Source organism: Dietzia sp. NPDC055340, assembly GCF_053645335.1.
In genome coordinates this window covers 217,523-243,782 of record NZ_JBSHML010000003.1, presented here as the reverse complement: position 1 = coordinate 243,782, position 26,260 = coordinate 217,523, and the positions used below count along the sequence as shown (strand labels likewise).

General features: G+C 68.1%; 27 protein-coding genes and 2 pseudogenes. 16 read left to right on the top strand and 13 right to left on the bottom strand.

Annotated elements, in window-relative coordinates; translation table 11 throughout:
• The first annotated feature begins 20 nt into the window (after positions 1-20).
• Both ACWIFB_RS03460 and ACWIFB_RS03455 read left to right on the top strand, forming a co-directional pair.
• Positions 21-410, top strand: coding sequence for a heavy metal-responsive transcriptional regulator (locus ACWIFB_RS03460; RefSeq protein ID WP_007928756.1), 390 nt, complete (start codon positions 21-23; stop codon positions 408-410).
• Positions 411-575: 165 nt separating this feature from the next.
• The gene (locus ACWIFB_RS03455) at positions 576-1,388 is read left to right on the top strand and encodes a hypothetical protein (RefSeq protein ID WP_454057328.1); all 813 of its coding nucleotides are present in this window, start codon (positions 576-578) and stop codon (positions 1,386-1,388) included.
• A 79-nt stretch (positions 1,389-1,467) separates the two neighbouring features.
• Here the strand turns inward: ACWIFB_RS03455 and ACWIFB_RS03450 are convergent.
• A protein-coding gene (locus ACWIFB_RS03450; protein ID WP_454057327.1) for an IS3 family transposase occupies positions 1,468-2,660 on the bottom strand; the annotation gives its coding sequence in 2 pieces (ribosomal slippage) (positions 1,468-2,373 and positions 2,376-2,660; 1,191 coding nt in all).
• 56 nt (positions 2,661-2,716) lie between these two features.
• On the opposite strand from ACWIFB_RS03450, the gene ACWIFB_RS03445 reads away from it, so the two are divergent.
• Both ACWIFB_RS03445 and ACWIFB_RS03440 read left to right on the top strand, forming a co-directional pair.
• Entirely contained in the window at positions 2,717-3,214 is a 498-nt protein-coding gene (locus ACWIFB_RS03445; RefSeq protein WP_454057326.1) for a DUF4839 domain-containing protein, read from the top strand.
• A 21-nt stretch (positions 3,215-3,235) separates the two neighbouring features.
• Positions 3,236-3,337 (top strand): annotated as a pseudogene (locus tag ACWIFB_RS03440) (IS481 family transposase); the annotation flags it as partial.
• A 197-nt stretch (positions 3,338-3,534) separates the two neighbouring features.
• On the opposite strand, the pseudogene ACWIFB_RS03435 reads toward ACWIFB_RS03440, so the two are convergent.
• A pseudogene (locus ACWIFB_RS03435) lies at positions 3,535-4,803 on the bottom strand (IS3 family transposase).
• A 626-nt stretch (positions 4,804-5,429) separates the two neighbouring features.
• Here ACWIFB_RS03435 and ACWIFB_RS03430 point away from each other — a divergent pair.
• Positions 5,430-6,122, top strand: coding sequence for a hypothetical protein (locus tag ACWIFB_RS03430; protein ID WP_452098185.1), 693 nt, complete (start codon positions 5,430-5,432; stop codon positions 6,120-6,122).
• 182 nt (positions 6,123-6,304) lie between these two features.
• Entirely contained in the window at positions 6,305-6,796 is a 492-nt protein-coding gene (locus ACWIFB_RS03425; RefSeq protein ID WP_454057325.1) for a hypothetical protein, read from the top strand.
• Positions 6,797-6,974: 178 nt separating this feature from the next.
• Here ACWIFB_RS03425 and ACWIFB_RS03420 read toward each other — a convergent pair whose 3' ends face one another.
• Positions 6,975-8,021, bottom strand: a complete 1,047-nt coding sequence (locus tag ACWIFB_RS03420) for an alpha/beta fold hydrolase (protein ID WP_454057324.1) — start codon at positions 8,019-8,021, stop codon at positions 6,975-6,977.
• A gap of 44 nt (positions 8,022-8,065) precedes the next feature.
• Here ACWIFB_RS03420 and ACWIFB_RS03415 point away from each other — a divergent pair, with 44 nt between their 5' ends.
• Positions 8,066-8,674: a TetR/AcrR family transcriptional regulator gene (locus tag ACWIFB_RS03415; protein WP_454057323.1), complete on the top strand. Its 609-nt coding sequence runs from the start codon at positions 8,066-8,068 to the stop codon at positions 8,672-8,674.
• 154 nt (positions 8,675-8,828) lie between these two features.
• Complete coding sequence (locus ACWIFB_RS03410; protein WP_454057322.1) at positions 8,829-10,217, top strand: NAD(P)/FAD-dependent oxidoreductase; 1,389 nt, start codon at positions 8,829-8,831, stop codon at positions 10,215-10,217.
• A 14-nt stretch (positions 10,218-10,231) separates the two neighbouring features.
• Here ACWIFB_RS03410 and ACWIFB_RS03405 read toward each other — a convergent pair whose 3' ends face one another.
• A complete protein-coding gene (locus tag ACWIFB_RS03405) occupies positions 10,232-10,783 on the bottom strand; it encodes an LURP-one-related/scramblase family protein (RefSeq protein WP_454057321.1) in 552 nt (183 codons plus the stop codon).
• A gap of 45 nt (positions 10,784-10,828) precedes the next feature.
• Here ACWIFB_RS03405 and ACWIFB_RS03400 point away from each other — a divergent pair, with 45 nt between their 5' ends.
• The gene (locus tag ACWIFB_RS03400; protein WP_454057320.1) at positions 10,829-11,164 is read left to right on the top strand and encodes a hypothetical protein; all 336 of its coding nucleotides are present in this window, start codon (positions 10,829-10,831) and stop codon (positions 11,162-11,164) included.
• Between the two features lie 106 nt (positions 11,165-11,270).
• Here the strand turns inward: ACWIFB_RS03400 and ACWIFB_RS03395 are convergent, their stop codons facing one another.
• Positions 11,271-11,426, bottom strand: coding sequence for a hypothetical protein (locus ACWIFB_RS03395; RefSeq protein WP_230929393.1), 156 nt, complete (start codon positions 11,424-11,426; stop codon positions 11,271-11,273).
• Between the two features lie 144 nt (positions 11,427-11,570).
• Here ACWIFB_RS03395 and ACWIFB_RS03390 point away from each other — a divergent pair, with 144 nt between their 5' ends.
• Positions 11,571-12,341 (top strand): SDR family oxidoreductase, encoded by a 771-nt coding sequence (locus ACWIFB_RS03390; protein WP_454057319.1) that lies wholly within the window; start codon positions 11,571-11,573, stop codon positions 12,339-12,341.
• A 246-nt stretch (positions 12,342-12,587) separates the two neighbouring features.
• Complete coding sequence (locus ACWIFB_RS03385; RefSeq protein WP_454057318.1) at positions 12,588-14,051, top strand: MFS transporter; 1,464 nt, start codon at positions 12,588-12,590, stop codon at positions 14,049-14,051.
• Positions 14,052-14,163: 112 nt separating this feature from the next.
• On the opposite strand, the gene ACWIFB_RS03380 is transcribed toward ACWIFB_RS03385, so the two are convergent.
• Positions 14,164-14,604: a universal stress protein gene (locus tag ACWIFB_RS03380; RefSeq protein WP_452098176.1), complete on the bottom strand. Its 441-nt coding sequence runs from the start codon at positions 14,602-14,604 to the stop codon at positions 14,164-14,166.
• A 150-nt stretch (positions 14,605-14,754) separates the two neighbouring features.
• Positions 14,755-15,498, bottom strand: coding sequence for a TetR/AcrR family transcriptional regulator (locus tag ACWIFB_RS03375; protein ID WP_454057317.1), 744 nt, complete (start codon positions 15,496-15,498; stop codon positions 14,755-14,757).
• A 173-nt stretch (positions 15,499-15,671) separates the two neighbouring features.
• Here ACWIFB_RS03375 and ACWIFB_RS03370 point away from each other — a divergent pair, with 173 nt between their 5' ends.
• From ACWIFB_RS03370 to ACWIFB_RS03360, 3 genes are all read left to right on the top strand, one after another.
• Positions 15,672-16,619, top strand: coding sequence for an oxygenase MpaB family protein (locus ACWIFB_RS03370; protein WP_454057316.1), 948 nt, complete (start codon positions 15,672-15,674; stop codon positions 16,617-16,619).
• Between the two features lie 118 nt (positions 16,620-16,737).
• A complete protein-coding gene (locus tag ACWIFB_RS03365) occupies positions 16,738-17,616 on the top strand; it encodes an alpha/beta fold hydrolase (RefSeq protein WP_454057315.1) in 879 nt (292 codons plus the stop codon).
• A 188-nt stretch (positions 17,617-17,804) separates the two neighbouring features.
• On the top strand, positions 17,805-18,365 hold the full coding sequence (locus ACWIFB_RS03360) for a dihydrofolate reductase family protein (protein ID WP_454057314.1): 561 nt from the start codon (positions 17,805-17,807) through the stop codon (positions 18,363-18,365).
• 33 nt (positions 18,366-18,398) lie between these two features.
• Here the strand turns inward: ACWIFB_RS03360 and ACWIFB_RS03355 are convergent, their stop codons facing one another.
• From ACWIFB_RS03355 to ACWIFB_RS03330, 6 genes are all read right to left on the bottom strand, one after another.
• Positions 18,399-18,788, bottom strand: coding sequence for a hypothetical protein (locus ACWIFB_RS03355; protein WP_454057313.1), 390 nt, complete (start codon positions 18,786-18,788; stop codon positions 18,399-18,401).
• A gap of 62 nt (positions 18,789-18,850) precedes the next feature.
• Positions 18,851-20,308 carry an MDR family MFS transporter gene (locus tag ACWIFB_RS03350; RefSeq protein WP_454057312.1) on the bottom strand — a complete coding sequence of 486 codons (1,458 nt, stop codon included), beginning with the start codon at positions 20,306-20,308 and terminating at the stop codon, positions 18,851-18,853.
• Between the two features lie 207 nt (positions 20,309-20,515).
• Entirely contained in the window at positions 20,516-21,565 is a 1,050-nt protein-coding gene (locus tag ACWIFB_RS03345) for a MerR family transcriptional regulator (RefSeq protein WP_454057311.1), read from the bottom strand.
• Between the two features lie 2 nt (positions 21,566-21,567).
• Positions 21,568-22,227: a HEAT repeat domain-containing protein gene (locus ACWIFB_RS03340; RefSeq protein ID WP_454057310.1), complete on the bottom strand. Its 660-nt coding sequence runs from the start codon at positions 22,225-22,227 to the stop codon at positions 21,568-21,570.
• Positions 22,228-22,261: 34 nt separating this feature from the next.
• Positions 22,262-23,305, bottom strand: a complete 1,044-nt coding sequence (locus tag ACWIFB_RS03335; protein ID WP_454057309.1) for a DUF418 domain-containing protein — start codon at positions 23,303-23,305, stop codon at positions 22,262-22,264.
• 41 nt (positions 23,306-23,346) lie between these two features.
• Positions 23,347-23,973 carry a metal ABC transporter ATP-binding protein gene (locus ACWIFB_RS03330; protein WP_454057308.1) on the bottom strand — a complete coding sequence of 209 codons (627 nt, stop codon included), beginning with the start codon at positions 23,971-23,973 and terminating at the stop codon, positions 23,347-23,349.
• 51 nt (positions 23,974-24,024) lie between these two features.
• Between ACWIFB_RS03330 and aztB the strand changes: the two genes are divergently transcribed.
• Positions 24,025-24,882: a zinc ABC transporter permease AztB gene (gene aztB, locus ACWIFB_RS03325; RefSeq protein WP_454057307.1), complete on the top strand. Its 858-nt coding sequence runs from the start codon at positions 24,025-24,027 to the stop codon at positions 24,880-24,882.
• A 53-nt stretch (positions 24,883-24,935) separates the two neighbouring features.
• Complete coding sequence (locus ACWIFB_RS03320; RefSeq protein WP_454057306.1) at positions 24,936-26,228, top strand: ABC transporter; 1,293 nt, start codon at positions 24,936-24,938, stop codon at positions 26,226-26,228.
• Positions 26,229-26,260: the final 32 nt, after the last annotated feature.

Below are 26,260 nucleotides of genomic sequence, written 5' to 3'. Positions count from 1 at the left end.
GAGCCGAGAAAGGGGCCACTGTGCGCATCGGTGAGTTGGCCGTGGCCAGCGGCACCACAACCAAGACGCTGCGCTTCTACGAAGAAGCCGGCCTACTACCTGCGCCTGAGCGCACCGCCAACGGATACCGCGACTACACCCCTGCGGCCCTGGCGCGCCTGGACTTCGTTCGCCGCGGCCGCACCGCTGGGCTCACCCTGGCCCAGATTCGCGAGATCCTCGACATCCGCGACGCCGGAGTCGCACCCTGCCAGCACGTGCACGCCCTGCTCGAAGCCCACCTGGGCGACCTGGACCGCCAAATCGCCGACCTGCAAGCACTGCGACACACCGTCGCGCACCTTCACCACAGTGCCACCACCAGCGACCCCACCAAATGCGACACCACGACCGTCTGCCGCTATCTGTGACCAGACCGGTGCTCGCGTGTATCGCCATGAGCAGATGCCGCCACAGAGCGTCGACAGAACCCCGCCATATAACGGCGAAAGCCACAGGCTCCGCCCTTGGCGCCCAGTCCGCATACTTATCCCCGTCGGCGAAGGAGTGTCATGCTTGTCTGATTCAATCGCGTCATGACGACCGACGCCCCTGACAGCGTGATCCTGGGTGGCTTAATCCAAGACTTCGCTGTGGCCGTGAATGAGTACGTTAAGAACAGTCCCAGGACTATCGATGCGGCGTGGCTCAACGAAGTTGACGTCACGCTGGGAGCCGCTGCACATCCGTCAACAACGAACATCGCTAAACTTCCAGACGACTTCGCTCTGACGTTCGTACAAACTACTGGGGCGCTTTTGCATGCCCTGGGCACCCTGCTCACCGGACCGACCCCCTCGCCAGTTCCGCTTGCGGTACTGACTCGGTCAATCGCCGAGCACAGTGCCACGTGCGTTTACGTCTGTCGAGCGGATAGCCACCTCATACGCACAGTTCGAGCGGCGATCTTGGCGCGGGAGAACTTGGCCGAAGAGGGGGCTAAGAACCCTTCCCACCCGCGGCATGCCGAATGGGGGGCATTCGACAGACTCGTTCAGTCTCAGCAGAAACACGACTCAAAAACTTTCAAGCCACCTCCCTCGAGCTTTGAAAATCTAGTCAGCCAGGAGTTGGGAGAGATCTTCCCGCTTTCCCACTACAAGCTTCTGCATCGCTACGTGCATCCCAATGCGACGGCGACGATGATGAACACCTTGACCGCCGATCAGAGGCCGGTGGAGTTCAGGCGAGACGCGTACGATCTAGCCTTCCTCGCGGCATTGGCGTTCTACGCCGCAACCAGTGCTGTTGTGCCCACGAGGAACGGCGACTCCACGACCGTTGGTCTCGCGATTGACAGATTGTCCCAGTACAAAGAGCGCGTGGACGCGTGGGCGATCTCCATCTAAGAGCAGCCGCATAGCTCGTGCGCGACTCAAGGATCCGCTGGGCGACTGGGACTGCTGCACGAACGGGTGACAGGTTGGGTCACGCAGCCTGAGTGGCTGGCGTGGTCATGATGGTCTCGAACTCGATAGGGGTCAACCGTCCGAGGCCGGCTTGTCGACGGCGTCGATGGTAGGTCCGCTCGATCCAGGTGACGATCGCGATCCGCAGCTCCTCGCGGGTGGTCCAGGAGCGGCGGTTGAGGACGTTCTTCTGCAACAGTGCGAAGAACGACTCCATGGCCGCGTTGTCGCCCGCAGCGCCGACACGGCCCATGGATCCGACCATCGCGTGGCGGTTGAGCGCGCGGACGAACTTCCGGCTTCGAAATTGCGATCCTCTGTCCGTGTGCACGATGCAGCCGGCCACGTCACCGCGCCTGGCGACGGCGTTGTCGAGCGCCGCGACTGCCAGTCGGGACTTCATCCGCGAGTCGATGGAGTAGCCCACGATCCGGTTGGAGTAGACGTCTTTGAATGCGCAGACGTAGAGCTTGCCTTCGCCGGTGCGGTGTTCGGTGATGTCGCCGATCCACAGCTCGTTCGGCCCATCGGCGGTGAACTCGTGCCGGATCACGCCGTGCTTGTCGACCACGGCGCACAGGTCGTCGTGGACTGGTGGCCCGGGCTTCTTCGCCTTGCCGCCCTTCGGCTTGCCGAACGCCGACCACCAGCCGTTGGACGAGCAGATCCGCCACGCGGTCCGCTCCGCCATCGACTCACCCGCGTCACGGGCCTCGTCGAGGAGGAAGCGGTAGCCGAACTCGGGGTCGTCGGTGTGGGCGTCGAACAGCGCGTTCGCGCGGTACGCCTCCTCGAGTTCGGCGTCGGTGACCGGCGCAGCCAGCCAGCGGTAGTAGGGCTGGCGGGCGAGCTTGAGAACCCGGCACGTCACCGTGACGGAGATCCCGTCAGCGGCGAGCTCCTTCACGAGCGGGTAGAGCCTTTTCCCGGGAGGTTGGCCTGGGACAGGTACGCGGCCGCCCGGCGCAGGACCTCGTTCTCCTGCTCCAGCAGCCGGATCCGCTTCCTGGCTTCGCGAAGCTCGGCGTTCTCGGCCGCTGTCGTCCCGGGCTTGACGCCGTCCTCGACGTCGGCGGTCTTCATCCAGTTCGTCAGGCACGACTCGCTGATACCGAAGTCGGCAGCGATCTGCTTGAGGTGAACTCCCGGCTCACGGTTCCTCGCGACGCGGACAACGTCGTCGCGAAACTCCTTGGGATACGGCTTCGGCACGGTGCACATCCTTCCAGCAGTGCTCCTCGGCACCACAGATCAGCAGTCACCTATCCGTGCAGCAGTCCCAATCGGCGGCCGCGATGATCGAGGAACCGGCGGAGCCCCTGGATCTGCCGCCAGCGATTCAAGCTGGGGCACCCAGCGACAATCCGGTCGCAGCTGAGGCTCTCACCGCCGAGGCCAACCCGGATCTGGCCGCGCTACTGCAGCTGACAGACACGTGCTCGCCGAGCGTCGCCGATTTCGCAGCAACCTACGCCGGCCAGACGATTCAGTTCGACGGACATATTGGAGCTCTCGCCAACTACGAGAACTATGACACCCGCTACCTCGTGTTGCTGTCCGTTGGGGACTATGACGAGTCCAATCCCACCGGGCCGAATTTCCAGTACCGGGACATTAATCTGGTCAGTGACCTCAACTGGACCGGGCCCAATATCCCCGACGGTATTAAGGTCAACGACAGGTTCCGATTTACCTCGGAAGTCAGGTCGTACGAGGAGCAGACATGTCTGCTCCTGCTTGAGCCTGTCGCGACCGAGGCACGATAGGCCCACCGCGGAGCTCGCCTACCCGCATTCCTGCACCACTACGATTTCCACCGCGGCCACACCGCGCTACGAGGCGCCTCACCCGCAGACCGCGTACACAACCTGCGTGGGCAGCACAGCTAGTTACGACATGAAGCGGCCGGACTGCGCCACTCAGCTCGCCTTGCTCAGCGTTCGGTAGACGGCCGGCAGGAGCTCGCCAAGCAATGCGCGCGCGAGATCCCGGTTGTTGAGGATTTGGGCGGATAGGTCGGCGGAGGAGTCCATGGATCCGATGACGGCGTCGGTGTGAATCGCACTGGGTCTGATGGAGGCTCGGGCTATTGGATTCCGACCAGGGTCTGGTCGGCCCGTTTCGTAGCGTAGAACGTCGCCTCGAATTCTGCTGGCGGCACGTCATGGAGGTAGCCGTGCAGGCGGTCGTTGTTGTGCCAGTGGACCCAGCTCAAGGTGGCCAGCTCGACGTCCTCGACGGTCTTCCACGGCCGTCCCTCACGTGCGGGGCCGCGGATGAGTTCGGCTTTGTAGTAGCCATTGACCGTCTCGGCCAGGGCATTGTCGTAGGAGTCAGCGACGGTGCCGATCGAGGGAGTTGCTCCGATTTCGGCGAGGCGCTCGCCGTAGCGAATCGACGTGAACTGGCTGCCGGCATCGCTGTGACACCGCAGCCCGGTCAGCTGGGTGCCACGTGACCAGCGGGCCATCTCGATCGCATCCAGGACCATCGTGGTGCGCATGTGTGAGGCGACCCGCCATCCCACGATCGTTCGTGAGAAGGCGTCGATGATGAAGCAGACGTAAGCCACTCCAGCCCAGGTCGGCACGAACGTCAGGTCCGTGACCCACAACTGATTCGGCGCGGTGGCGGTGAAGTCACGACGCACCAAGTCAGGATGACGCGGCATCCCAGGATCAGGATTTGTGGTGCGCACCCGCTTGCTGCGTCGGACGCCCTCGATCCCGTCGGCGCGCATCAGCCGGGCGACCTGGTCCCGGCCGATGTCGCGGGCCCACACGCCGGGCCGCCTTCCAGACCTTGCGTGCCCCGTAGACCCGGAAGTTGTCCTCCCACAGCTGCCGCACCACCGGCCCCATGACCGCATCACGCTTCGACCGTGCCGACGGTTTCCGCTTCTTGACCTCGTAGTAGGTGCTCGGGGCCACCTGCAGAACTGCGCAGATGCGCTCGACCCCCAGACGCCGACCCTCGACGACATCGTCGCGGTTAGCGTCAATGAACGCGGCTACTTCTTGTGCTGGCGGCCTGGCTCCGCCCCGAAGAAACTCGCGGCCCTCTTCAAGATCTCGTTTGCCCGCTTGAGCTCGCGGTTCTCCTGCTCGAGGGCCTTCATCCTCGCCGACTCGTTCGTGCTGACCCCCGCCGAGTGGCCCTCGTCGATATCGGCCTGACGCACCCAGGACCGTACGGACTCGGCGCCGTAGCCAAGCTGAGCTGCGACCCGTTTCACCGTGCCGTGATCGGTGCCCAGCTCGGCCCGAAGGGTCCTGACCATCCGCACCGCGGCAGCCTTCTCTTCAGGGCTATAGCGACGCGTAGTCGGCTTGCTCGGGTTCGTATCCTTCGGCATGAGTCCATCCTCGTTTCCAAACGATGGAGACTCCAACCAACCCAGTGCGATTCACGTGTGAATAGGGTGAGGGCGTGGCATTGCAGCACATCACCGTGGACCTGGCTCCCGCGACCGCCGATGCGCTGCTGGGATCTCCCTACTTTCACGCGGGTTTCCGCGCCTTCGCGGACCCAGAAATCGCGGCCCGTTACCGGCTGGAGCCGACGCCGCCGCTGCGGCCTGGCCATACCGTTCATTGGCCGATCCGGCCCGCCCGGGTTCGTCGTCGGCGCGATGCTCCGTCACCGAGCAACTTCAGCGCGTGGGCACGGGCCGAGATGCGCCGACAGCGTCGGCGGCCCCGCCGGGCCCACGCGTTCTCCGTCGTTGCTCGAGAGCCCATGTATTTGAAACTGCGTGGGCCGGGAGGGGCCAGCGTCTCATTCACGATTGCCTCCGACGACTCTGGTAGCGGCTCAGTGATCGGGATCGAGTCGACTCTTCCGTCACGAACGGTCGGCCTACTTCGGTCCTACCTCGAAGCGGAGGATCGGGACTGGGCACACTTTATGAGCTGCGGGATCCAGCCACTGTCCGGTGATCCGCACAGCAGATGGCTCCGGGACCGCAGGGGACTGGTCAACATGGCATGGCAGGCCTCCGATGCCGTCCCGGATCCGAGCGGCTTTGAGGCATTGCTTCTGATCCGCCACCCGGGGCACGCCGATCAAAGGGAAGTGACCTGGGAAGAAGTGGCCCGAGCCAACGGCGTCGCGATCTCGCCGACGTCGATGTGGTGGGATATCGCGGTCACCAACGGACGACCCCCACCCCAGGATGAGTGTGATGCCTGCGACGATCGCTTCGGACGGCCGCACGACGGTGCCGAAGGGCTCGGTGAAATCGAAGCGCTCTTCGCCGTTCTTGCCCGCAGCACCTCCACACCGGAGGTGGCTTTTGGAGCGATCTTCGACACCGCCAGCCTGGCCTGGGATTCCTACGGGCCGGGCCCGGACCACTCTGTGGCCTACTACTCCACTGATCCGGACGCGGTCATCCACCCCGAACTCGCCGTGGTTCCCGCTTCGCAGATCTGCTCGCCCGAGGTGACGCTGCTGCGCACCATGCCGGTGTTCCAAACGAAGGTCGACAGGGTCACCGACATGGAGAACCTCGCTCGCGGGCGGGCGCACGGCGTCGACGCGCTCTGGCCCGACGGGCGCGAGTGGCTCCTGGCTACCGATGTCGATTGGGGATACTCCGTGCTCGGCTGCAACGGCACAACAGCTGAGGCAGTCCTCGCTGACGACGGGATCGACGCCGTCGCCCTCACCTGAGTGGGGTCGTCGTCTGTCGGTCCGGTGCCCAGGCGCCAGACGCGAGTTCGGTCTCGCGACTACTGTGACACGCTCGCGCGAGATACCCGACTTCTGTCGATCCGCATCGGCGTTTCCTGCCAATCTGGACTCATGGCGATAGGCGCCAGCCGTCGAGAACAGGAGAGTCGACGATGTACCGGGTGTTCTCCAAAACCTCGTGGTTCTTCTGTTCGCTGGTGATTCTGCTCGTGGGCGGGTTGGCGATCGGCCTCGGTCAGCATCGGCAGAACGAAGTCCGCGAGGAACTGGTCATGCTCGACATGGCTAATCACAATCTGGCGCTCGTGGTACAAGCCCGGATCGACCGAGTCCTTGACCGACCAGGCCTGACCAAGACCCCCTCCGAGGATGAGGACGTCGCCGAGCGCGTCGAGGCTGTTCGCTCGCGAACGGACCGAGTCGACGAGGACCTGGATCGCATTCTGGAGTTGCTCAATCGGGTCGACGCCGGCGATCTCAGGGGGACCCTGTTTTCCCTGACTGTGGCGCTGATCGATGTGCGTGACGGCTCCATGACGCCGGTGCGTACGGAGCTCAACTCGGCGGTGACACGTACGTGGTGGGCGATCGGACTCACCGGCGCGGCGCTTGCGGCTCTGCTGGTGGTGGAGGTTCGACGCCCGGAGGACTGAAACTGCTCGCGCGGCGGTGATCTCTCGCCTGGCTCGGGAAATGGCGCCCGTCGGGTGGGAGCGAACTTCCCCGAAGTGCCGCTGCGAATCTGCCGGTGACGCCGAATGGGGCGGTGATCTGGGCCAGCGCTGCGTCGATGCCCGGCCGTGGCTCGTCGAGTGTTGCGCCGACCGGAAGTCAGGACGGCTCGTTCTCCGCGAAGAAGTCCAGCAGCACCGGTTCCACCGCGCCCGCGGCCTGCATCGGCAGGGAGTGGGTGGTGTCCGGCCACGTCTGCACGGTTGCGGCAGGTAGCTGCTCGGCCCGCCGGGCGGCTGATGCGCCGCCGGCGAGGGAATCGTCAGAGGCGATCGCGACGTAGACCGGCATGGTCAGCTGCGACAGTTCCTCGTCAGTCAACGGGGCGGGCTGCGGTAGGGCCGCCTGGTAGTGCTCCGTCGCCGCCGCGATCATGCGCGCCATCGGATCATCTCCGAGTGTCGCGGCTTCGTCCTCCACGCCCCCGATTTTCTCGAGAGCCGTCTCGCGGATCCCGTCCGGCAGGAGCGGCAGGGACGAGACCATCGCCCAGAAGAAGAGTCCCGCCGGGGGCCGGGCGAAGGTGAACACCGGCTCCAGCAGGGAGAGGGTGAGGGTCCGCTCGGGATTCTGACGCGCGAAAGAGGCGGCGATGGCGCCGCCGAACGAGTGGCCCACTATGTGCACCCCGCCGGGCGCGAGCGCCGTGACCACCTCCTCGATCGGGTGGGCCTGGTCGGCGAACCTCGCGAACGGGACGGACTGCTCCGACAACCCGGAATCCCCGAGCGCATCGAAGGCCAGCACACGGTGTTCGGCGACGAGTGCGGGGAGGTTCTCCGCCCACATCGGCACCCCGGAGGCGCGGCCGGGGACGAGTAGTACCGGGGCCCGGCCCCGGGCTTCCGCGGTGGACCACTCGTAGGCCCGGACCGAGCCGTAGTCGGTCCGAATGTCGTGCACGGATGTCGGTGCGGGGAGCGCCTCCATCGCTTCCGCGTACGCATCCATGTAGGCGTTCCGGCCGTCGGCGCTGCGGAAGTGCCCCACCCCCGGAGCGCCGAACAAGAAGGTCCACGTCGCGCCGATCCCGATCACCGTGAACAGGGCGGCCACGACGATCGCGAGCCGGCGCGCGCGCATCGCCCACCGGCCCCGGCGCGAGCGGGTCGTCCCGGGCGTCTGATCGTGATGCAATACGTCCATACCGACATAGTTTCGCAAGTTGTCCGTATTTTAAAGGGGGGTGCATGCCGAAAGTCGTCGATCATGATGAGCGACGTGCTGAGCTGGTCCTGGCACTGTGGCAGGTGATCCACGATCAGGGCATTGACGGAGTGACGTTCCGCGCCGTCGCGCAGGCGGCGGGCGTATCCGTAGGGCGTGTCCAGCACTATTTCCCATCCAAGGACGACCTGGTCCTGCACGGCTGTCGGCAGATGGTGGCGTCGGCGGTGGTCGATCACGGCCCTCGCGAGGAGCCGGGTGATCCGCGGGCTGCGGCCGAGGAGCTGCGATCACTCCTGGTCGGCGCGATGTCGGAGAGCGTCGAATTCAAGATCGGGGCCTCGGTGTGGGCTGCCTACCAGTCCAAGGCGGTGTCCAGTCCGGGGATCGGGGCGATAGTCACGGACGCACTGGCCGAACGCGCCCGGGTCCTCGCCCGACTTCTGGCCGACGCACGCGGGAGGGGTGGGCCGGCACGGCCCGCCCCGACGCCTGACGATCGCCGGGACGCCCTCCGGTTGGCGGCGCTGTCCGAGGGGCTCACGCTCCGTGTCATCGTGGGGGCGGTGCGAGCCGACGAGGCCCGCCGAGTGATCCATGCCGAAGTGGACCGCTGCCTGGGCGCCAGGTGAGTGGATCCGAACGACCGGCACCGATGCCCTGCGCTGCTAGCCGCCGACAGGGCCCTCGCAGTCGGTAGGCCTTCGAAGAACAGGCGGATTCGCCGAGGTGGGGGTAACGTTCCGGGCGCGCACACCCGAGATCAGGAGTCCCATGGTGGATGCAATGAACAGTCATGACGCCGGCGCCCAGAATGCCGGCCGTCGGCATCGAGTCGTCATCATCGGTTCGGGCTTCGGTGGACTGGCCGCCGCGCAGAGCCTGGCGAAGGTGGACGTGGACGTGACGCTGGTCGCCAAGACCGGTCACCACCTCTTCCAGCCGCTTCTCTATCAGGTGGCGACCGGCATCCTGTCCGTCGGCGACATCGCGCCCTCGACCCGGCTCGTCCTGCGGGAGCACAAGAACATCACGGTCACCCTCGGCGAGGTCGACAAGATCGACGTGGCGAACCGGACCGTCCACGCCGTCGCCGGGCACATCGACTTCGATCTCCCCTACGACAGCCTGATCGTCGCGGCCGGCGCCAACCAGTCCTACTTCGGCAACGACCATTTCGAGCGCTGGGCCCCCGGAATGAAGACCATCGACGACGCCCTCGAGCTCCGCGGCCGGATCCTCGGGAGTTTCGAACTGGCTGAGATCACCGAGGACGAGGAAGCTCGCCGGCAGCTGCTCACCTTCATCGTCGTCGGCGCGGGGCCGACCGGAGTCGAGATGGCCGGCCAGATCGGCGAGCTCGCACACCGCACCCTCAAGAACAGCTACCGCCGGATCGACCCGGCCGACGCGCGCATCATCCTGCTCGACGCGGCGCCCGCCGTGCTGCCACCCTTCGGCGAGAAACTCGGCGAGGCGGCGAAGGCCCGCCTGGAGCAGCTCGGCGTGGAAGTGCACCTGAACGCCATGGTCACCGATGTCGACTCCACGGGGATCGAGATCAAGGACGCGGACGGGACGACGCGCCGGATCGGGGCGGCGTGCAAGATCTGGTCCGCCGGAGTGCAGGCCAGCCCGCTGGGCACGATGCTCGCCGAGCAGACCGACGCCGAGGTCGACCGTGCCGGGCGGGTCAAGGTGAACAAGGACCTCTCGGTGCCGGGCCACCCCGAGATCTTCGTGATCGGCGACATGATGAGCCTCGACAACCTGCCCGGGGTCTCACCCGTCGCGATCCAGGGCGGCAAGTACGTCGCCAAGCAGATCGACCGCGAGCTGACGGGCAAGCAGAGCCCGACGGGCCGACCGCCGTTCAAGTACTTCGACAAGGGCTCGATGGCCACCGTTTCCCGGTACAGCGCGGTGGTGAAGATCCGTGGTTTCGAGATCCACGGCTTTGTCGCCTGGGTGCTGTGGCTGGTCGTGCACCTGGCCTTCCTCATCGGCTTCCGGAATCGCCTGGCCACACTCTTCTCGTGGGGGATGCACATCCTCGGTGACAAGCGCTCCCACCTCAGCGCGACCTCCCGGTTCGTGTACGGCAGGCGCGCGATCGACCGCGTCTACGGGGACAGCATCGCCTCGAGTCTGGATGACAGGTCGCCGGGAAGTTAGGTGCGGGCGGCGGTTCAGCTGTTCCGCTTCTGCTTCTCCCGGATGAGGTCGAGGGACAGCACGGCGCCGATGATCGCGAGGCGCTGAGGGGCGGTCAGATGCTCAGCGAGGCGAAGAACATAGGTCGACTTGCCGAAGAAGGCATTGCCGACGCCCGACCACTCCCGCGAGACCCACGCCATGGCGCCGCCCTGACCGTTCACCTGGAACTCGAATCCCCAGATGTTGCCCGTCAGCTCGAGTTCCTCGCCCTGCAGGTCCAGCGTGATCCGGGTCGTGAACAGCGCGAGCCGCTTGACCAGCGAGGCGAGGCGACCGCCGCCGGCGTCCAGGATCTCCATCCGCTCGCGGCCGAACGAGTACGTGTCCTTCACCCGGATCACCGGGCGCTCCGGCCCGTCGAACACCGTCAGCTCGCGCGATCCGACCAGCATCCGCCCGACAGTGCTACCGCCGGTCTCCACATGACCGACCTGGGTCCCCTGGTCGTCCATGATCGCGAAATCGTTCCTGACGAAGTTCGTCGTCTGCTGGAACACGAGAACATCGTTCATGAGACTCGACATGGATCCACCCTAGGGTCCGAGCACACCGATCAACAGGGGAAGAAGATGTCCGACACCACCGCTCTCCGCGAGGCCTTCGACGCGGCCCGGGACCAGTTCGAGCAGTACCGCGCCTCGGTGTCCTCGGTGATCGAGGAGCGTCCGGCCGGCGAGTTGTCGCGGGCACTCGACGCGATCCTCCCGGACCTGGTGTTCTACGAGGGTCGGGCGTTCGCGGCAGGGCTCGGCCTGGCGCACCTCGACTCGGGGGAAGACCTCGAAGAGATCGCGGCGGTGTTGACGCGCGGGCTCGTCGAGCAGCAGGCGGCGCGCCGCAACGGCGACTACCTCGCGGGATTCGCCGATGTGCTCGCCCGGGTGCATCGGGAGCAAGCACACTAGTCCCCAGCCGTCTCATCCCCGCCGGGCTCGACCCCGGGGGGCGGCGCACTGAGCGACGGACGCCCCGGACCGCTGCGTGCGGCCCGGGGCGTAGGCGTCAGAGAATTTAGGACAGGCCGCCGAGGATGTCGGTCGGCAGCAGGCCGCTCAGCATGTCACCGCTGCCACCGCCACTGCCCTGCGAGACCAGCGAACCGAGCCCCAGCGAGCCGAGGAGGGGCGCCGCCAGCGACCCGATTGCGAGCGATCCGAGTGAACCCATGGAAGAACTCCTTTCGACGGATGTGAGCAGGCGTGACGCTGATCACAGGCGCGAGCGTAATCGTCGGCGTGGTGATGCGCCATGCCCGCCGGCGTGGCAGGGTCGTCGGGGACCGCATCTGGAGGACTCACGGGGGAGTGGGATATGCCATCGATTTTCATCTCGGGCGGAGCGGCGGGCATCGGCCTGGCCACCGCGGAGCGCTTCGGCCGTGAGGGCTGGACCGTCGGCGTCTATGACGTCGACAAGGCCGCACTGGCCGCGGTGCAGGCCGATCATCCGGACTGGATCACCGGCGAGCTGGACGTGCGCGAGGCCGAGCAGTGGGAGCGGGCACTCGCCGAGTTCACCGCGCACACCGGTGGCACCCTCGATGTGCTCGACAACAACGCGGGCGTCCTCGTGGCCGGTGACCTCGCCGAGATCACGCCTCAGGCGGTCAAGGCCCAGATCGACATCGATGTGCTGGGCGTGACGCTGGGTGCGCAGGCCGCGTTCCCGTTCCTCCGGGCGACCCCGGGGGCGCATCTGGTGAATATCGCCTCGGCCTCGGCGATCTACGGCCAGCCCGGCATCGCCACCTACAGCGCAGCGAAGTTCTACGTCGCGGGCCTGACCGAGGCGCTCGAGCTCGAGTGGGAGAAGCACGACATCCGGGTGGTGGGCATCTGGCCGCTGTGGGCCAAGACCGCCATGGCGGACAACGACGCCAAGTCCACCCAGACTCTCGGCGTGCGGATCACGCCGGCAGAGGTCGCCGACAAGGTGTGGGAGTCGGTCCACCCCACGCCGACGGATCGACGCATGCACCGCACGTCGTACTCGGTGGGAGCCCAGACGACGCTGCTGGCCAACCTCTCGAAGTTCTCGCCCAACGCGCTGTCCCGACTGGTCAACAAGTTCCTCGCGCAGTAGCCCCTGCCGTGGCGGGGGTGTCCGGGGTGTACACGGTGCACAGGAAATTCGGTCCGAAGTAGCCGATTCCGTACCATTTGTACGCATCTGGTCGGCAGGTGTGACGGCCGACACAGCATGGTTCTACTGTGGTGTGCGCTCGGCGGCTCACCGCGCCGCCCGGGCCCCAGGCATCACCCGCCATGACAGGCGACGTCGGACTTCCGTCACCTCGGATCCCGGTCGCCGCCGTCCACGAGGAGGACCATGAGAACGTCGGATTCGCGCACTGATCCCAGGAGGGGCGACGACGACGGCGTTGTCGTCGTCGACCCGACTGTCGGCGATCCCACGGTGGGCACGCCCGCGGCGGCGACCACCGCGCCCGTCCCCCGTAGTCGGATCATCTTCGCGTCCCTCATCGGCACGACGATCGAGTTCTACGACTTCTACATCTTCGCCACGGCCGCGGTCTCGGTCTTCCCGCTGCTGTTCTTCGCAGGCGGCGACTCCGGCACGGCACTGCTCGCCTCCATGGCGACCTTCGGCACCGCGTTCATCGCGCGGCCCCTCGGATCGGTGATCTTCGGCCACTACGGCGACCGGCTCGGACGCAAGGTCACGCTGGTCGGCGCACTGCTGACAATGGGTATCGCCACGTTCCTCATCGGCCTGCTGCCGACGATCCACCAGATCGGGCTCTGGGCGCCGGCGATGCTCACCATCATGCGCTTCTTCCAGGGCATCGGCCTGGGCGGCGAGTGGTCGGGCGCCGCGCTGCTGGCGGCGGAGACCGCCAAGCCCGGCAAGCGCGCGTTCGCCGCGATGTGGCCGCAGCTCGGAGCCCCGTTCGGCTTCATCCTGGCCAACGGCGTGTTCCTGCTGCTCACCACCTGGTTTGCCTATGACTCCACCGCGGCCGAGCTGTCCGACCCGTTCCTCGTGTGGGGCTGGCGAATCCCGTTCCTGCTGTCCATCGTGATGGTCGGCGTGGGCCTGTACGTGCGGCTGCGGATCGAGGAGACGCCGGTCTTCGCCAAGGCGATCGCGCAGAACGAGCGGGTCAAGGCGCCGGTGTCCGAGGTGTTCCGCAAGAACTGGTGGGAGATCATTCTCGGCACCTTCATCATGCTGGCCACCTACGGCCTGTTCTACCTGATGACCACATGGATCCTCTCGTTCGCGATCGGCGGCGAGGCCACCGGCGGGCTCGGCTACGGCTACCAGTCGTTCCTCATCCTGCAGGTCATCGCGATCCTGCTGTTCGCGGCGTTCATCCCGCTCGCCGGCTACCTCGCGGACCGCTTCGGGCGGCGGCGGATGCTCATCACCACCACTGCCGGGATCATCCTCTTCGGCCTGTCGTTCGGCTGGTGGCTCAGTCCCGAGGCCATGGGCACCGGTGACGGGCTCGACGTGGTCCGCATGCTCGGCTTCCTGTGTGTCGGCATGGCGCTGATGGGCCTGACCTTCGGCCCGATGTCGGCCGTGTTGCCGGAGCTGTTCCCCACCCACACCCGCTACACGGGTTCGGGCGTGGCGTACAACTTCTCCGCGATCCTCGGCGCCGCCCTCACGCCGTTCGTCGCGGTGTGGCTGGTGCAGCACTTCTCCGTGGCGTGGGTGGGCTACTACCTCGTGGGGCTGTCGGTGCTGACCATCATCTCGCTGATCCTGTCCCCGGAGACCAGCAAGAAGTCGCTCTACACCGATGGAGTCCATCACCACTAGGGGCGTCGCACGTCGCGAGCTCAAGACGGCGCGAGCTCAGTACGACGCAGCCTCGGGCAGGCCCCCGGATCCGCACCGCGGACCCGGGGGCCTCGCCGTCGCCGGCGTCCGCTCAGTCCGGCGCGTTGTGCGGCATCACCACGACCGGGCATTTCGCGCGAGCCACCACGTACTGGCTCACCGAGCCGAGCAGCATCCCGGTAAAGGCGCCGCGGCCGCGGCTACCGATCACGAGGAGCCCGGCTCCGTCCGACTGCTCGACCAGCACCTTCCCGGGATGGCCCTGGACGACGCGCTGAACGACCGCCGCGCCCTCGTCCTCGCCGAGCGCCGACTTCACGGTGGCGTCGAGCATGGCCCGCGCGTTCTGCTCGAGATTCGCCGGGTTCTCCCACGCGGCCATCCCGTAGGGACTGAGCATGGCGGGCACCTCGTACACGGCCATGACATGCAGCGGAGCGCCCACGGAGCGGGCGTGGACCACGGCCCACTGCAGGGCCCGAACGGAATCCTCGGCGCCGTCGATACCGACGATGACTGGCTTGGTCTCCATGACTGGATCCACATCCTTGCGACGGTGAACGGTTCCCGCCGGGACCGTCGTCTCCCGACGCCACCCTGATGGTAACGCCGCGTCCGGCGGGGTGCGGGGGATCAGCCCGGGCTGACCCCTGCACCGGTATCGAGGGGCGGAATCGGCGGGTTAGAGAGTGAGGTCCACGGCGAGCTGGCGGGCCAGCGCCGTGATGAGCGCGGATGCCGTTCGGGCGACCGTCGGGCCGTCGAGTTCGGGGGCTGCCGGCTCGGCGTCGTCGTCGTAGTCATGGCTTTTGCCGTTGCCACCGGCGTCCCGATCCGCGCCGGACGGCTCGCGCCCCGCGGCCCCGAACTGCGCGTCGTATCGGGCATTGAGCCACGTCGACAGCAGCTGGGTCACGCCGCCCACGACGAACCGCGCGGCGTGGTCCAGGACGATTCCGGGCACGGGCTCGGCGGCCGCCTCGCGGGCGGTCGCGGCCGTGATGCCCACGAAGAACTGCGTGGATTCCTGGCGCTTGCGGGCGATGAGCGCGTTGGCGATGCGGGTCGAGAAGAGGATTTGTCCCGCCCGGGGGTCCGCTTCGAGCGCGTCGACGAGCGAGGACATCGCGCTGGAGATCTGCTCCTCGACGGTCGGCGGCGCGGCGAATGCGGCGGCCACCTCGCTGGCGATCGTGCTGACGCAGGCATCGTACGCGGCTTCCGACAGGGCGTCCGTCGAGGCGAAGTTCTCGTAGAAGTAGCGCGAGGTCAGCCCGGTTGTGTGGCAGACGCCCCGAACTGTGAGCGGCTCGCCGGTGATGAGCGTGTCGATCGCGCCGTCGAGCAGGCTTTGTCGGCGTGCGGCCTCCCGGTCGGCCGACGAGCGGCCGCCGTAGACGCGCCCGGGCTTGTCGCCAGCGGTCATGCCCGACCTCCCGTGTCTCGCACTGTCGCAGCTGACCGTATCAATCACGTACCGAGCTCGCCGGATCGAATCTGACTACACCCTTGCTCAGATGGTCCTCGCGGGTTTACGGTGGGCACACAGGTCGCCGGGAGTGCGGAAGCGAGCTCCCCCTACTTTTCGAGGACGGACCGATGACCGCTGCGATGACCGACTCCGACTCCCACTCCGTACCGACGCCCGGCGGCGTCCACGCCGCCCGCGCCGGACTCGACCGGATGATCGCCGTGCGGCGGCCGGCCGAGCGGGACCTCACCGAGATCGACTCGCTGCTGGACCTGTCGAGCGGGCTGTGGATGTGGCTGGCCGGCGCGAACGTGATCATGCAGCTGGCCAATCCGGCCGTGGGTTACGGCGTGCTCGAGAGCCGCGTCGAGCGCGGCCGCGCCGACACGCACCCCGTCAAGCGGGCGCGCACGACCGCCCTGTACCTCGCCGTGGCGACGATCGGGAACGACGACGACAAGAAGTTCATGCACCGGGAGGTCAAGCGGATCCACGACGAGGTCTTCTCCACCTCGAGCAGTCCCGTGCGCTACTCCGGTAACTCCCGCGAGCTGCAGCTGTGGGTGGCGCTGTGCCTCATCCGGTTCTTCGTGGACCAGTACGAACTGCTGTACCGCGAGCTCGATGCCGCCGAGCTCGAGCACGTCCTGACCCTCGCCTCGCCGCTCGCGACCGTGCTCAACGTCCCCGAGGAGGACTGGCCCGCCACCTGGGCGGAGTACGAGGATCGGTTCGCCGCGGGGATGGCGGACGCGGAGATCGACGACCCGGTCCGGCAGATGCTCGATGACCTGTGCGCTTTCCGGATCCTCGACGGCAAGTTCCGCGGTGCCGGAGACCTGGCACGGCGCGCGCTCGGGCCCACCAACCATTCGTACACCCGCTTCGGCGTCCCGGCTGTGACCCGCGAACAGATGAACTGGGAGATCACGCCCGCCGACCTGCGGCGCAAGCGCAGGATGAACGCCGTTGCCCGCGTCGCCGACAAGGTCCTGCCCATGCCACTCAAGAAGATGTACACCCTCGCGCTGTGGGACATGCGGATCCGCCGCAGGCTCGGGGTTAGCGTCTTCTGAGGCTCACTTCCGGTGTCGAACGCCGAGCAAGGGCAGGGCCTGCCCCTAGCCGACTAAGATGAGACCGTCGTCACACTGAGGTACTGGTGGCGGTCGAACAGGAAGGGCGGGTGAGCGCATGGCAGGCGAGCCGCACGCGCCGGCACCGGGTCCGCTTCCCGGGACCGTGGACGTCAACGGCGTCACGCTCGCCGTCGAGCACGTCGGTGACAGGTCGATGCCGACGGTCCTCCTCGTAGGTGCCCCGACGATGCTGTCCTGGTCGGATGCGCTCTGTGTGGCGGTGGCGCGGGGAGGTCGGCACGTCGTGCGCTACGACCTGCGGGACAGCGGGCGATCAACCAGGCACGACCCGGCCACGCCCGGGTACACGCTCCGCGACCTCGCCGATGACGCCGCGGCGCTGGCTCGGGATCTGTCCGTATATCCCGTCCATCTGGCGGGCATCGGTGTCGGGGGGATGGTCGCGCAGCTGGCCGCGCTCGACCATCCTGCCGCGTTCTCGGCGCTCACGCTCATCGGCACCCGGGCCGTGGCCCCGGGGCCGGTCGACGAGAACCTTCCGGATCACGATGCAGACGTCAAGCGCCGGGTGTTCTCCCTCACCCCGCCGGACTGGTCCGGGCGGGAGTCCGTCGTCGCATTTGCGACAGCGCGAGCCGAGATCCTCGGCAATGACGCCGTGGCGGCAGGCGAGGTGGCGGGCCGGATTTGGGACCGCACGCCCGGGTCCGATGCGGGGTCCCGTCAGGCCGATCAGCTGGGGATGGCGTTCGCCCGCCTGGACTGCGCCCCGCGGTGGCGCGAACGGCTACCCGGTCTCACACTGCCGACGCTGGTCGTGCACGGCCGCTGCGACCGATTCTTCCCCGTCGGCAATGGCGAGGCGCTCGCACACGAGATCCCCGACGCGCGACTGCTCGTCCTCGACAACGCGGCGTCGGCGATCCCGCCCTCCGCGGTGGGAGAGGTCGCCGCCGCGATGCTCGCGCTGTAGGGCCCAGCCGGGGACCATGCCGGGTCGGACTCCGCGAGCTCGGCGGTGGAGTGCCCGGCGGGATCATGACCGGCTTCGTCGCCTCCGGTCGCCGGATGGGGCCATTCTCACGGAAAATTATGTGTCCGTGCAGGGCTCTATGGGACTACTCTTGCCGCATCGTCGTCGTCGACACACAGGGGTGCCCCATGGGAACGCTGAGCTTTACCGCGACGGTCTCCCTCGACGGGTACGCCGCCGACGCGAGCGGGGACTTCCAGTGGTCCGCGCCGGGCGACGAGGTGTTCCGGTTCCACGTCGAGCGCATGGGCGCGGTGTCCACCGAGGTCCTGGGCCGCAACACGTACCAGCTCATGACGTACTGGAACGCCGAGCCCGAGGACGGCTCCTGGGGCGAGGACGAGCGGGAGTTCGCCCGACGCTGGCAGGGGATCGAGCACGTGGTGGTGTCCTCGACCCTGGGGCCGGCGGCCCTCGATTCCCCGCGCGACCGATTGGTGTCGCGACTCGAGCTGTCCGAGCTGGAGCAGATCGTCCGCGACGCGCCGGGCGAGGTGGAGATCTTCGGCCCGACTACCGCCGCCGCCGCGATCCGGGCCGGCATGGTGCGCGACTTCCGGTTCTTCGTGGTCCCGAAGGTCGTCGGCGGTGGGCTCCGTGCCCTACCCGCCGACGCGGCGCTCGACCTGGACCTCGTCGAGCACCGCACCTTCGGCGACACCGCGTACCTCCACTACGCCCGGCGCTGACGGCGACCCGGACGGCCCGGGCGGGGTTGCGACTCAGGAACTGAGGTCCTTCTCGTCGTCGGCAACCGGGCCTCCCAGCTCCCCGGTGCCGTACCGGTCGAGCGTCGCGCGCACCTGGGCGCCCCACCGTGCGTGGGCCGCCTGGCGGGAGATGCCGGCCGCGCGCCCGATCACGTCCCAGGTCACCCCCCATCGCCGCAGGCCCACGACGGAGCCGAGCGCATCGAACCCGGCGGCGTGTTCGATCCGAAACGCGAGTACCTGAACGGCGACGTTCCACTGCTCACCGTCGGCCCCCGGCGGGGGCGTGGTACCGAGTACGGCCTGCGCCTGGGTGAATGCCGCGCCCGCCGCGGCGGCGTGCGCCGCCCGGATGGGCGCGTCGAGATCGGCGGATAGTGCGGTGTCGAGGCGGGTGCTCATGTGTCAACTAATAGTTGACGACGACGGCAACGTCAACCCACGCTTGACGGAGATCGGTCTTCTCAGGTGTCCGACCCCGCGCTCGCCTGGGTGGTTCGATCCGGCCCGTGGGAGTTGGAGGTGAAGAACGAGCCGATGATCCCCACCGCGGCCACGACCATGGAGACGAGGAACGCCATGTCGGCTCCGTGGACCAACCCCTCCATGCCGTGCACCTGCGGGTCCAGTGCGGTCGAGGTCATGACGGTCACCAGAACGGCGGCCCCGACGGAGGCCGCGATCTGGCGGAAGGTGTTGTTGACCGCCGTTCCGTGCGGGACGAGGTGCTTCGGGAGCTGGTTGAGCGCTGCCGTGGTCACGGGCATCATGACCATCGCCGCGCCGAGCATGCGGACCGCGTTGAATCCCGCCAGGTAGGCGAACGACGTCTCGGCGGTCAGCTGGGTGAACGGGAACGTGGCGGCGGTGAGCAGGGCGAAGCCGATCACGGCGAGCCATCTGGCGCCGACGGCGTCGAAGATCCGGCCGGTGATCGGGGACATCACTCCCATGACCACGGCGCCGGGTAGCAGTGCCATCCCGGACTCCATGGCGGTGAAGCCGGTCATGTTCTGCATGTACAGCGGCAGGACGAGCATGCCGCCGATCAGGGCGATGAAGACGATCATGCCGAGCACCGTGTTGAGCGTGAACATGGGGTACCGGAGAACCCGGAGCTCGAGGAGCGGCTCCGCCAGCGTGAGCTGCCGATGGATGAAGAACGCCAGCGCGACGGCGCCGACCGCCAGCGCGATGAGCACCTCGGGGCTCACCCATCCGGCGTCTCCCGCTGTTCCGAAACCGAAGAGCAGGCCGCCGAAGCCCAGCGACGACAGGATGACGGACACCACGTCGAGCCGCGGGTTGGTTTGTTCCGTGACGTTGGCCAGCAGGAAGTACCCGAAGACCGACGCGATCACGGCGATCGGCAGCATCATGATGAACAGCGTCTGCCACGGCCAGTGGTCCACGATGAAGCCGGACAGGGTCGGGCCGATCGCCGGCGCGAAGGCGATCACCAGTCCGAATGTGCCCATCGCCTTGCCGCGCTCCCGCACGGGGAAAATCGCGAAGAGGATGGTCTGCATCAACGGCATGATCATGCCGCCGCTCGCGGCCTGGATCACGCGACCGCCCAGCAGGATGGGGTACACGGGGGCGAGCGCGCAGACGGCGGTGCCGACGATGAACAACACCATCGCCGCGAGGAACATCGTCCGGGTGGTGAACTTCTGGATGAGGAACGCCGTGACCGGGATCATGATGCCGTTGACCAGCATGAAGATGGTTGTCATCCACTGGGCGTCACTCGCGCTGATGCCGAAGTCCGCCATGAAGACCGGGAGCGCGGTGTTGAGAAGGGTCTGGTTGAGGATGATCACGAACGCGCCCGACACCAGCACCGCCAGGAGGAGGTTGCGGTTGACCGGCGCCCGTGCGGTGTCGGGCTGATCGGTGGAGTCTCGGGGTTCGGGGGTCACGGCAGGGGCTCGATTCGTGCGGGGGCGGGTGGTGCGGGCGTCGTGGCGGAGGGCCCGACTGTCGGCCCGGAGCAGCGCGTCGCCTCGCGAGACGCGTCTCGAGTGCCTTCGATTCGCGCAGGCTCGTGGGTGGCGGCGGCACGGTGGGCTCGATCCGTTTTTACACTAGGTGCATGTTTGCACTCGATGCAATTTGATGTGCGGGCGTCACCGCCGCGCCTCGTCGTCGCGGATCCTGCCGCCCCCGCCGCCGGGGCCGGTGCGCATGGCGAGGAATGCGGCGGCCACGCGCGCGACCTCGGCGTCGGGATCCCGTGCGGCCTCGGCCAGGAGCGAGGTGGCGGTCGGATGTCGGAGCTCGACCAGCGCCTGCAGGAGCCGGATCCGCGTCGCGGCCTGGTGGCCCTCCACCGCGAGCTCACCGACGAGCGCGTCGATGATTCTCGCGGCGCTGCCCTCGTCCAAGGACAACACCGCGAGTGCGTCGGAGGCCTCGACGTCCCGCACGCCGTCCACCACCATCCGTATGAGCGTGGGTGCCGCCACGACGGATCCGGCCTCACCGAGCGCGATCGCGGCCGTGGCCCGGGCCCCGGAGTCGCCGTCGTCCAGCGTGGAGATCAGGAGGGTCGTGCGTGCGCTGGAGGATTCAGCTTCCCGCAAGAGCTCGACCGCGCGTCGGCGGACGACCGGATCCCCAGACGCCAGCGCGGGCTCGAGGGTGCCCGGGTCGGCTCCGCCAGCGCGATGGAGCGCCCACCGCAGTGCGCCCGCGACGTTGGGCACCGACTCCCGAAGTGCCGCCTCGGTCAGCGCGTCCGGCGCCACACCGTTCGCCGCCGGGTCGATGAGGGCCGTGCGCTGCCGCAAAGCGACGTCAGGAGAGGCGAGATCGCTGAGGATCTCGATCGCGCGGAGGACGTCGTCCCACTCCCGTGGTTCGGCATCCGCCACGTGGCGCAGAGTGGCCAACAGCTCACGCTCCGCCGCGATCCGGGCCTCGGTCCGGGTGATGAGAGAGGCGATCAAGCTCTGGGGATCGAATCCGGACCTGTCGAGGATGGCGCCAACCTGCCGCAGCGTGAGGCCCAGCGAACGCAGGCTCTCCACGTGCAGCAGGCGGCGCAGGTCGGCGCCCGAGTACTCGCGATGCCCGCCCGACGTGCGCCCGGACGGACTGACCAGGCCCAGTGAGTCGTAGTGGCGGAGCATCCGCGCGCTCACGCCGGACCGTCGTGCCACCTCGCCGATCAGCATCGCTACGCGGGATCCGTCCCCAACGCCGCGACCCGCCGGGCCTCGTGGACCGCGGCGTCGAAGCCGAGCTCGGGATCGTCCATGAGTGCCATGGTCGCACGCGCGTGCGTCGCCACGGCCGGATCGGCGTGCTCCGCCGCCGCCTCCATCGCCGGAACGATCACGTCGCCGAGGCTAATCAGCGCTCGACTCAGACTGAGCTGTAGATCGCGGTCGCCGCGTCCGAACTGTCCGGCCAGCGATCGGGCCAACGACGCCCGAGCGGAGGACGGCACCACCACGACCGCGGCTCGCCACGCGCTGCGCGCCACCTCGTCGTCGTCGTCCGTCAGTAGTCCGGCGGTGACCCACTCCCACGTCTCGGGGGCGCCGATCTTGGACAGCGTGTGCAACGCCTGGCTGCGTGCCTGCGGTCTGGCCGAGCTCAGCTCGGGGCTCAGGCGCGCGAGGACGTCGCGGTGCGGCAGGCGGGTGAGCGCCCACGTGAGCATGTCGCGGACATAGAAGTCCGGCTCGACCGCGCACCTGCCGACCAGTGCGTCGACGAAGTCGGGATCCGCGGTGGAGCCGACGGCCATGGCCGCGCGCAGGCGGGTGGAGGTGTCGTGGGCGGCGAGGGCGTCCGCGAGCGTGGTGCGGTCGGGCGTGCGGTGGGCGTCCATGTGAATGAGTAGAGCCCCTGACACGGTGTGAGGTTCAAGTGCTCCCGGCGGGCTCGGGGCGGCGCCGGATCGGCATGACCTGCCACCACGTGGCGCATCGCCACGCCCATTCGGCCGGGCCGAAGCGCATCCGCCGCAGCCAGAGCGGGCTCCACACCGCCTCGACCACGATGATCCCCACCACCAGTGCGGCGATCGCGAGTCCGTCGTCGGTGTGATCGATGCCGAGCAGCGGGGCGAGGACGAGGATGAGCGCGGTCGCCAGGAGGTAGTTGGTCAGCGCCATCCGCCCCATCGGTGCCAGTACCCGGATGAGGAGGCCTCCGATCGGCGTCCGCAACAGCAGGACGACCAGGCAGGTGTAGAGCATCCCCGCGGCGACGGCGGCCAGTTGCGAGGACAGTGCTGTGGGACCGAGGGACAGCGTCGGAATTGACCCTCCCGCGACGATCGTGGCGAGGTACGCCGCGGTGATGACGCCGAAGACCCCGGTTGCGATGAGCCACTCCCGGAGGTGGGTCCCCATCGACCGGGGCACGCCCATCCGCGCGAGCGCCAGGCCGATCACCAGCAGACCCGGCATCACGCCGTAGCCGGCGATGGTCTGTCCGCCGAGCACGAGGAGGGTCAGGCCGACGATCAGTGTCGTCCGGGGTTTCAGGAAACTGGCCGGGAGTAGGAACACCAGACCGAAGACGGCATAGGGCAACAGGACTTCACCCGGGTGGACGATCTGGTGGAGTGCGCCGATCACGCCGAGCGCCACGAGCCGTCGCGCCAGGACGAGCCGGGGCCGGGTCGTTCTCCGGTCCGCGGAGTCCAGGAAGATCGCGAAACCGATGCCGAACAACAGGGTGAAGATCGGGAGGAATCGTTCGTAGAAGCCGTATCGGACGATGCCGGGCATCAGGGCGAGGCCGAACCCGCGATCGTCTCCGAACATCGCCGCGAAGACGACCTGTTGGTAGATGTTGACCACGTGGATGCCGCACAGGGCGAACCCGCGTACCGCGTCCAGTTCCGTGATACGCGATATGCCGGTTGTGGTCTCGTTCGAGCGCTGTTCGATCTCGCCCACGCGGCGACGGAAACACGCGTCACGGTCGCCCGGCCGGTGTGTCAGATCTGTCGCCCGGATTCGAGCCTGACCACGCGATCCGCGGCGGCGATGAAGCCGTCGTGGTGTGTCGCGCAGACGACGACGGCACCTCGACGGTCCGCCTGGTCGAGGAGAAGATCGTGAATGCGGCCACGGCTGGCGGCGTCGAGTCCGGCGTCGGGTTCGTCCATCAGCACGATGTCCGCCCGGCGTGCGAGTGCCTGGGCGAGGAGAGTTCTCTGTCGCTGCCCCCCGGACAGGTCGGTCAGTGGGCGGGAGTCGTAGCCGGTCAGGCCGACCACGTCGATCATCTCCGCGACGACTTCCCGCGTTCGCCTCCTCCCGAGGCGGCGGCCCCACGTCCCCATCGAGACGGTGTCCCGCACGGTGAGCGGGAGGGTCTCCGGCGCGGCCGGGCGCTGCACCACCAATGACACCGTGCCCAGCCGGCGCACCTCACCCTTCTGTGGAGTGCGAACCCCGGCGAGGATCTCGAGCAGTGTCGATTTGCCGGCGCCGTTGGGTCCGGCGATGGCGGTGACCGTCCCCCGACTCAGTTCGAGATCGACATCGTGGATCACTTCGCGTCCTGCGTAACCGAAGCACACGCCGTGGGCGCTCAGTGCGGGGACGTTCGGAGGCGTCAAGGTGAATCTCCTTGTTGAAAATGATTATCAGTACCGTTAACGTACTACCTCGTGTCCTGGTTCCTTGATCCGTTCAGCACGGTGTTCGTCGCGCGTGCTGCGCTCGGTGGTGTGCTCGTGGCGGCCATATGCGGCGTCGTGGGCACCTGGGTGGTCATCCGCGGGATGGCGTTCTTCGGGGAGGCGATCGGGCACGGCATGCTGCCGGGGGTCGCGCTGGCCACCGTGCTCGGCCTGCCCGCCCTGGCCGGCGGAGCCGCCAGCGCGGTGACGATGAGCGTGGCGATCGGCGCACTGCAGCGGCGCGGGCGGCTGTCCTACGACACGACCATCGGTTTGCTGTTCGTCACGATGCTGTCGGTCGGGGTGATCATCGTGTCGCACTCGGGCAGCTTCGCCACGGACGCGACGGCCATCCTCTTCGGTGACATCCTCGCGGTAGGCACTCCCGAACTCGTCACCCTGGCGATCGCACTGGCGGTGACGCTCGCGCTCGGGGTGGTCTTCCACCGGGCCTTCGTGGCTGCGGCATTCGACCCACGCATCGCGCAGACTCTCGGGCTCCGTCCGGCGCTGGCCCACGTGGTGCTCATCGGCCTGGTGACCCTCGCGGTGGTGGCCTCGTACCAGGCCGTCGGCACGCTGCTCGTGGTGGCGCTGCTGCTCGCGCCGGTGGTCGCCGCGAACCGGTGGACCCGGCGTATCCCCTCCACGATGGCGCTCGCCGCCGTCTTCGGCAGCGCCGCCGTGGTGATCGGCCTGCTGGCGTCCTGGCATGTGGGCACGGCCGCCGGCTCCTCCATCGCCTTCTCCGCCATCGCGCTCGCCGGGGCCTCAGCGCTGGTCAGGGCCGCGTACGACATCCCACGAGCCCGCCGGCTGACGCACCACCCGTCTTCCCGGCGGTAGCCGCGGACCCCGTCACCACCCGCCCGACCCAGATGACTATCCGAAAGCAGGTCATGCAGAATTCCAGAACGATCGTGCCCCTCGCCGTGGCCCTGGCGCTCTCACTCGCGGCGTGCGCCGGTGCCGACGACGAGGGCACCGACGCAACCGGCGCCGCGCCGGCTGCCGAGGCGCCCACCGCTGGGAGTCCCGCCGGCGCGGAAGTCTCCGGAACCGGACACGGAGCCATCGACGGCGCCGAGGAGGTGGCCGAGCCGCAGCTGCACCTCGTGAGTATCGATTCGGACGGCGCCGTGGGAATGCTGAACCTGCTGGACGGGACGGTCTCCGAACCGGGGGCCATCGCCCCGCCGTCGGCGGTCACCTCCGACGGCCGGTACCTGTTCGCCGAGACGGGCGAGGGCGTCGAGATCGTCGACAGCGGCGTGTGGACGTGGGATCACGTCGACCACTTCCACTTCTACCGGACCTCGCCCCGGGTGCTGGGACCCGTGGCGGGCAGCGGTCCGGTGGTCGTATCGACCTCGGCCAACGCGACCACCGGCGGCACCGGGCTGTTCTTCCCCGAGTCGGGTGAGGCGGTGCTGCTGGACAACCAGGCGCTGTCCAAGGGGCGGATCGAGGAGGTCTTCCGTCTGGAGACCGAACCGCACGAGGGGGTGACCGCCCCGCTCGGCGGTGGCGCGCTCGTCAGCTCCGTCGACGACTCGGGCGCCGTGACCGGGGTGCGGTTCCACGACTCGGCCGGCGCACCCGTGGACGGTGCGGCGGCCCCGTGCCCCGATGCGCGGGGCACCATCACCACCCGCGTGGGCGTGGTCGTCGGCTGCGCTGACGGAGCCGTCCTCGCCACGCTTGACGGTGACGAGCCGACCCTGGAGCACGTGCCCTACCCCGAGGGCACGGACGCACCGCGCGCCACCGACTTCCGGAACCGCAAGGGGCGCCCCACCACGGCCGCGCTCGCCGACGAGGCCGGGTTCTGGCTGCTCGACACCCGCGAGAAGCAGTGGCGGTACGTGCCGACGGCGGAGCCGCTCGTCCAGGTCTCGGCGTCCGACGACGCGGACCGACACGTCGTCGCACTGGACCACGAGGGCCGGATCCGCGTCTACGACGGCGCCGCCGGAACCGAGATTGCCGCAACGGAACCCCTGGTGGCCGCTGCTCTCGCGGACCCGGACTCGCGGAAGGGGGTCGACCTCACCGTCGACCGGGAACGCGCCTACGTCAACGACCCCGCCGGGGGCGTGGTCCACGAGATCGACTACCGCGCAGGTGCGCGCGTCGCCCGCTCTCTGGACACCCCGACCGCGCCCGACTTCTTCGCGGAGACCGGGCGATGAGGCGGCGGCGGACACCCGCGGTCGGCGTCCCT

What these genes read in the sequence shown, in the direction of transcription:
- ACWIFB_RS03430 (WP_452098185.1), top strand. Translation starts at nt 5,430, where the DNA reads ATGGCATGGCAGGCCTCCGATGCCGTCCCGGATCCGAGCGGCTTTGAG.
- ACWIFB_RS03370 (WP_454057316.1), top strand. Translation starts at nt 15,672, where the DNA reads ATGACCGCTGCGATGACCGACTCCGACTCCCACTCCGTACCGACGCCC.
- ACWIFB_RS03345 (WP_454057311.1), bottom strand. Translation starts at nt 21,565, where the DNA reads ATGCTGATCGGCGAGGTGGCACGACGGTCCGGCGTGAGCGCGCGGATG.
- ACWIFB_RS03420 (WP_454057324.1), bottom strand. Translation starts at nt 8,021, where the DNA reads ATGGACGTATTGCATCACGATCAGACGCCCGGGACGACCCGCTCGCGC.
- ACWIFB_RS03400 (WP_454057320.1), top strand. Translation starts at nt 10,829, where the DNA reads ATGTCCGACACCACCGCTCTCCGCGAGGCCTTCGACGCGGCCCGGGAC.
- ACWIFB_RS03360 (WP_454057314.1), top strand. Translation starts at nt 17,805, where the DNA reads ATGGGAACGCTGAGCTTTACCGCGACGGTCTCCCTCGACGGGTACGCC.
- ACWIFB_RS03365 (WP_454057315.1), top strand. Translation starts at nt 16,738, where the DNA reads ATGGCAGGCGAGCCGCACGCGCCGGCACCGGGTCCGCTTCCCGGGACC.
- ACWIFB_RS03385 (WP_454057318.1), top strand. Translation starts at nt 12,588, where the DNA reads ATGAGAACGTCGGATTCGCGCACTGATCCCAGGAGGGGCGACGACGAC.
- ACWIFB_RS03355 (WP_454057313.1), bottom strand. Translation starts at nt 18,788, where the DNA reads ATGAGCACCCGCCTCGACACCGCACTATCCGCCGATCTCGACGCGCCC.
- ACWIFB_RS03380 (WP_452098176.1), bottom strand. Translation starts at nt 14,604, where the DNA reads ATGGAGACCAAGCCAGTCATCGTCGGTATCGACGGCGCCGAGGATTCC.
- ACWIFB_RS03390 (WP_454057319.1), top strand. Translation starts at nt 11,571, where the DNA reads ATGCCATCGATTTTCATCTCGGGCGGAGCGGCGGGCATCGGCCTGGCC.
- ACWIFB_RS03405 (WP_454057321.1), bottom strand. Translation starts at nt 10,783, where the DNA reads ATGTCGAGTCTCATGAACGATGTTCTCGTGTTCCAGCAGACGACGAAC.
- ACWIFB_RS03455 (WP_454057328.1), top strand. Translation starts at nt 576, where the DNA reads ATGACGACCGACGCCCCTGACAGCGTGATCCTGGGTGGCTTAATCCAA.
- ACWIFB_RS03415 (WP_454057323.1), top strand. Translation starts at nt 8,066, where the DNA reads ATGCCGAAAGTCGTCGATCATGATGAGCGACGTGCTGAGCTGGTCCTG.
- ACWIFB_RS03340 (WP_454057310.1), bottom strand. Translation starts at nt 22,227, where the DNA reads ATGGACGCCCACCGCACGCCCGACCGCACCACGCTCGCGGACGCCCTC.
- ACWIFB_RS03410 (WP_454057322.1), top strand. Translation starts at nt 8,829, where the DNA reads ATGAACAGTCATGACGCCGGCGCCCAGAATGCCGGCCGTCGGCATCGA.
- ACWIFB_RS03320 (WP_454057306.1), top strand. Translation starts at nt 24,936, where the DNA reads ATGCAGAATTCCAGAACGATCGTGCCCCTCGCCGTGGCCCTGGCGCTC.
- ACWIFB_RS03375 (WP_454057317.1), bottom strand. Translation starts at nt 15,498, where the DNA reads ATGACCGCTGGCGACAAGCCCGGGCGCGTCTACGGCGGCCGCTCGTCG.
- ACWIFB_RS03395 (WP_230929393.1), bottom strand. Translation starts at nt 11,426, where the DNA reads ATGGGTTCACTCGGATCGCTCGCAATCGGGTCGCTGGCGGCGCCCCTC.